The organism is Alcanivorax sp. UBA3183 (assembly GCF_002364155.1).
Lineage (GTDB): Bacteria > Pseudomonadota > Gammaproteobacteria > Pseudomonadales > Alcanivoracaceae > Alcanivorax > Alcanivorax jadensis.
The window spans coordinates 1-5051 of record NZ_DEXN01000041.1 but is presented as its reverse complement, the minus strand read 5'-3'; the positions used below and the strand labels follow the sequence as shown (position 1 = coordinate 5051).

Here is a 5051-nt window from a genome sequence, read left to right as displayed (position 1 = left end):
TGAAAGGCAAGAGGCCGCGCTCAAGTGATGAGCGCGGCCTCTTGCCTTTCAGTTTAAACCCCACGTTTTCCGCGACGTTATCAATTATCCATTCTCAATTATCAACTGCCCTCAAGCAATCGCCCCTTCCCGCGCCCACTCACAGCGCACTCTCAGGGGCGCCTCGGAAGGTTCGTGGCACACCTCCGCGCTGTCCCAGACGAAGGTATGGAAGCCGGACAGCTCGGTTTCCAGGTGTACCACCGCATTCACCCAGTACATGTTCTTGAGCAGGGATTCGAACTTGGCGATCCAGTGCTCCCATTCGTACTCCACCGCCCGGTAGGACATGCCAAAGTGGATCACCTGGGTCTGGAAGGTGCCGCCCATCAGGTCATCACCGGGCACAGAGAACATTTCCCGGCACAGGAATGGCCATTCATCGGCCTGAGGAAGTTGCCGGACAGCCCTACGGTTATGAAAACAGTGCGCCTTGCGCTCCTGGATGGAGCCAAACGGCAGATGTTTGATACACCCGTAAACGATGGATTCGTTATCCAAGCTGCCCCCTACTGCATGATTGCTAGCGGCACTTTAGCAAAACCCCGCCATTTTGTGCGCAACAGGACACCAAAACCTGCACCAGGTCCCACGTATACCGTTGGAGCTTTGCTCGCAAAGCGAAGAGGCGAACCTCCGTATACCTGACGGTTTCGCTTTGCGAGCAAAGCTCCAACGGTGGCCACCGCCTGAAATGAAAAACCATGCCACCCCGCAGGAAACGTAGGGTGGATTAGCCGCAGGCGTAATCCACATTTTCCCTACCGCCCACAGCTGTTCATCTGCTGCTGGTAACGATTGGCCGTCGTGGCGGTGCGCTGTGCCGCGCCCTTCATCCATTTATTGTTTTTCCAGGTACCACGGGCATAGCCACCGTGGCCAGCATAATAGTTGAGATACAGGTTGTAGGTGTCGTTGCGGGCGACGCCGTTTTTTCTATGGCTCTGGTAGTGGTACCAGCCCACAAAACGCACCGCGTCCTTGAACTTGTTGCGTTTGGCCCCGTGACGGCCAGTGTCATCCTGGTACCACTGCCAGGTGGAATCCAGGGCCTGGGGGTAACCATAGGCGGAAGACGGTCGTTTCCAGGGGATAAACCCCAGCAGCTTGGTGCGGGGCGGCTTGGCCCGGGCCTGAAACCCGGATTCCTTGTAGATCGTCGCCATCAACACCGGTACCGGCACGCCGTATTCCTTTTCCGTGTTTTTGGCGTACTTGTACCAGTTGTTGAACCAGCCACCCCGCTGGTCAAATACCGCGCAGACATTGTCTGTCTGGGTGGGTGTGCCAGCACAGCCACCCAGAAGCAGTGTCGCCAGCAGCAGGGTCAGGCCAATTTTCATAAAGCTCCCGGATCAATGCCGTGTTGTTCGAATACGGACAGTAGCGCGGCCTCATCACAGACCTCAACCCCCAGGGACTCCGCCTTGGCAAGCTTGGAGCCAGCGGCAGCGCCGGCCACTACCATGGATGTATTCTTCGACACAGAACCGGACACTTTGGCTCCCAACTCCTGCAAGCCCTGTTTTGCCTGGTCACGGGTGAATTGTTCCAGCGTCCCGGTAAGCACCCAGGTCTGCCCTTCCAGGGGGCGACTTTCCGCCTGCGCCGGGGCGCGGTCGAGCAACTCCGCCACCATGGCTTCGGCGTCCTGCAACCGGGCCAGCCAGCCGTTATCCGCCAATGCCTTGGCCAGCTGCGTCATCACACCGGAGCGCACGCCTTTAGGTTCTGCACCGGCCCCTTCCGCGGCCCCCGCATTCAGCTCGGCAACGGTGCGATAATGGTTGCCCAGGGTGTCCAGAGACTTGTCACCGATACCCTCAAGGTTCATGCCCAGCCGCTTGGCGGATTTCAGTAACTGCGCCAATGTCAGGCTGTTCACAAAAGTCGCGGACGGTTCACCACTGGACTGCGGGTTCACCCCGGCGGCCAGCAGCCCATCAATCACCGCCTCGTTATCGGCTTCGGCAAAGAAGGCACCAATGGCCTTGGCCACTTCCATGCCCACATCCGGCACCGCCAGCAGCAATAACAGCGGGGCTCGACGAATCGTGTCCAGGTCGCCAAAACAATCCGCCAGGCTTTTCGCCGTTTCCTCACCAATCTGCAAAATGCCCAGAGCAAACAGGAAACGTCCCAGTGCCACCGACTTGGAGTGTTCCAGCGCGGCGATCAGGTTATCGGCGGACTTTTCCCCCATGCGCTCAAGACCCGCCACCTGCTCCGGCTTCAACCGGTACAGATCGGCCACGGTGGAAATGAGTTCCTGATCCACCAGCGCATCCACCAGCTTGTCGCCCAGGCCATCGATATCCATGGCCCGGCGCGAGGCAAAATGCTTGATCGCCTCACGCTGCTGGGCACCGCAAATCAGGCCACCGGTACAACGGGCCACCACCTGGTCATCACCACGCAGAATCTCACTGCCGCACACCGGGCAGCTCGGCGGCAGGGAAATATCCTGAGCCTCCGCCGGGCGCCGTTCCGGCAACGCCCGCACCACCTTGGGAATCACATCCCCGGCCCGGTACACCACCACGGTATCGCCGATGCGGATATCCAGCCGCTGGATTTCGTCGATGTTGTGCAGGGTGGCGTTACTCACCGTGACCCCGCCCACCTGCACTGGCTCCAGCCGCGCCACCGGGGTCAGGGCACCGGTGCGCCCCACCTGCCAGTCCACGCCGTTGAGTACGGTAAGTTCTTCCTGGGCAGGAAACTTGTGGGCGATGGCCCAGCGCGGCGCCCGGCTGACAAAGCCCAGGTCCCGCTGCCAGTCGAACCGATTGACCTTGTAGACCACCCCATCGATGTCGTAACCGAGGCGGTCACGCTTTTCCAGAATACCGTGGTAAAAATCCAGTAATGCCTCAACCCCTGCACACACACGCACTTCCGGATTGACCCGCAGATTCCAGCTGCGCAGGGCATCGAGCATGTCTGAATGGGTCGCCGGTTCGGGGACGCCTTCCAGTTGCGCCATGGAATAGGCGTAGAACTCCAGCGGCCGGCTGGCAGTGATCCGCGAATCCAGTTGCCGCAGGCTGCCGGCGGCGGCATTGCGGGGGTTGGCGAAAACCTTCTGCCCCGCCTCTTCCTGCCGGGCATTCAGCGCGGCAAAGCCACCATGGGGCATCACCACTTCGCCACGCACTTCCAGCCGGGACGGCAGCGTGTCGCCACGCAGTTTCAGGGGCACCGAACGGATGGTGCGAGCGTTGACGGTAATGTTCTCACCGGTCTGCCCATCACCACGGGTGGCGGCCCGCACCAGCTCCCCGTCCACGTACAACAAGGAAATCGCCAGCCCGTCCAGTTTCGGCTCGGCCACATAATCCACGGTGCCGGACACATCCAGGCGCTCGCGCACCCGCTTGTCAAAGGCACGCAGCTCATCGTCGTCGAAAGCATTATCCAGGCTGAGCATGGGGACTTCGTGCTGCACCTGATCGAACGCTTCCAACGGCACATCGCCCACCCGCTGGGTGGGCGAATCCGGGGAGACCAACGACGGGTGCTCCGCCTCCAGCGCCTGCAATTCCCGGTAAATGCGGTCGTACTCCGCATCCGGCACCGCCGGATCATCGAGCACGTAATAACGATAGGACCAGTCGTTAAGCTGGTCGCGGAGGTGTTGGGTTTTCTGAATGATGTCTTGGGAAGGCTGGCTCACGGGACGGAGATTTCCTGTGTCTTAATCTTCTTTAGGAGGCTGCTTGAGACGCGAACCGGCGCTGTATCGGTGTTGTCTTCTTTAACCGCTTCGCGCCTCATACCCGCAGGGCACAGAGAGCGGCGCTCCTACGGTGCCATGTCAGACGTAGGGTGCACTGAGCCTGAGCGAACTGCACCTTTCCGGCCTTTGCATGGTGCAGTTCGCGTAGGCTCAGTGCACCCTACGCTCCAGCCCCAACGGTGCCGCTTTTCCTCGCAGCTAGCAGCTCGAAGCTAGTCGCTGCTTTTTACGCACTAGGCACTCGCTGGCGACGTTCGAATTCCTGCACCCGCTGGCGTAAATGCTCCATGGTCTGCGGGGTCAGCACGCTGTGCTGTTCGTCTTTCAGGTCACCGTCCAGTTCACTGGCCAAACGGCGGCAGATGGACAGCATCTTGTCCAGCGCACCCAGCGCATCCGTAGCGCCCGGCAGTTTCAGGAAAAAGGTCACCCCGGCAAAGGTCTTTTCTTCCATGGTATCCAGGTCAAAGGTGCCCGGCTCAACCGCATTGGCCATGGAAAACTGCAGCTCATCGCGGCCATCCAGAGTGATATGCCGATGGAAGATGTTCATCTGCCCGTAGCGCAGGCCGGATTCCAGCAGCAATCGCAGCAGATCGTTACCGGCAAAGGGCGCGCCACGATGGGCAATCAGGTGCACCACGATCACTTCCAGCACCGGTTGGGGTTCGCGGTGGCGTTCCGTCTTTCTTTCCGGCTGTCGCTCAGCCGGTTTCTTCTCGGCAGCCCGTTGCTCCACTACCGGTTTCGGCGGCTCGCGGGGCGGTTCCGGTTGTTTCGGCGGTTCCCGGTATGCTGTGGGCTCGTCCACCGGCTCGGGCTCCCTGTCACCGTCGAACAGGTTCTGTTGTTCGGCGGTGGGGATCTCCTCGGTAACGGCTTCGTCCGGCTCCATCATGGTGGGCGGCGCGTCAGCCCGCTCCTGCGAGTCCATTTCCATGGCCCGACGTACCACACGGGCGGTGCCGATCAGCTCCGGGTTGTAATCGCTTTTCTCGGGTTCGTCTTCCTGAGCATCCCGGTAACGCGGGTCGATACGCATACGCAGCCGACCCTGCCGTTCCTTGATCATGCGACGGACACCGTCCGCCAGGATCAGCAGGATCAGAATAACCAGAATGCCAATCAATGTTTCCAGATTCAGGCCCATTGCCTCATCTTCCTTGCTTGCGCTGCACGACCTTCGATGGCCGTGTTGGATTCTTTACATGTTCACGTGCCAGAGTTCAAAACCTGCCCTCTCCCCCACCCCCTCTCCCGCAAGCGGGAGAGG

4 protein-coding genes are annotated in these 5051 nt (G+C 60.3%); all 4 read right to left on the bottom strand.

From position 1 onward, the window contains the following. Window positions 1–111: 111 nt before the first annotated feature. The 4 genes from B3Q33_RS12800 to zipA all read right to left on the bottom strand — a co-directional run bounded on the left by B3Q33_RS12800 (window position 112) and on the right by zipA (window position 4928). Complete coding sequence (locus B3Q33_RS12800) at window positions 112–540, bottom strand: hypothetical protein (protein WP_035247061.1); 429 nt, start codon at window positions 538–540, stop codon at window positions 112–114. A 260-nt stretch (window positions 541–800) separates the two neighbouring features. Beyond that, window positions 801–1382, bottom strand: coding sequence for a hypothetical protein (locus B3Q33_RS12795; RefSeq protein WP_273008822.1), 582 nt, complete (start codon window positions 1380–1382; stop codon window positions 801–803). Further along, window positions 1379–3715 (bottom strand): NAD-dependent DNA ligase LigA, encoded by a 2337-nt coding sequence (ligA, locus tag B3Q33_RS12790; protein ID WP_273008823.1) that lies wholly within the window; start codon window positions 3713–3715, stop codon window positions 1379–1381. The genes B3Q33_RS12795 and ligA overlap by 4 nt, the downstream gene beginning before the upstream one ends. Before the next feature lie 289 nt (window positions 3716–4004). Then, the gene (zipA, locus tag B3Q33_RS12785) at window positions 4005–4928 is read right to left on the bottom strand and encodes a cell division protein ZipA (protein ID WP_273008824.1); all 924 of its coding nucleotides are present in this window, start codon (window positions 4926–4928) and stop codon (window positions 4005–4007) included. Between the last annotated feature and the right edge of the window lie 123 nt (window positions 4929–5051).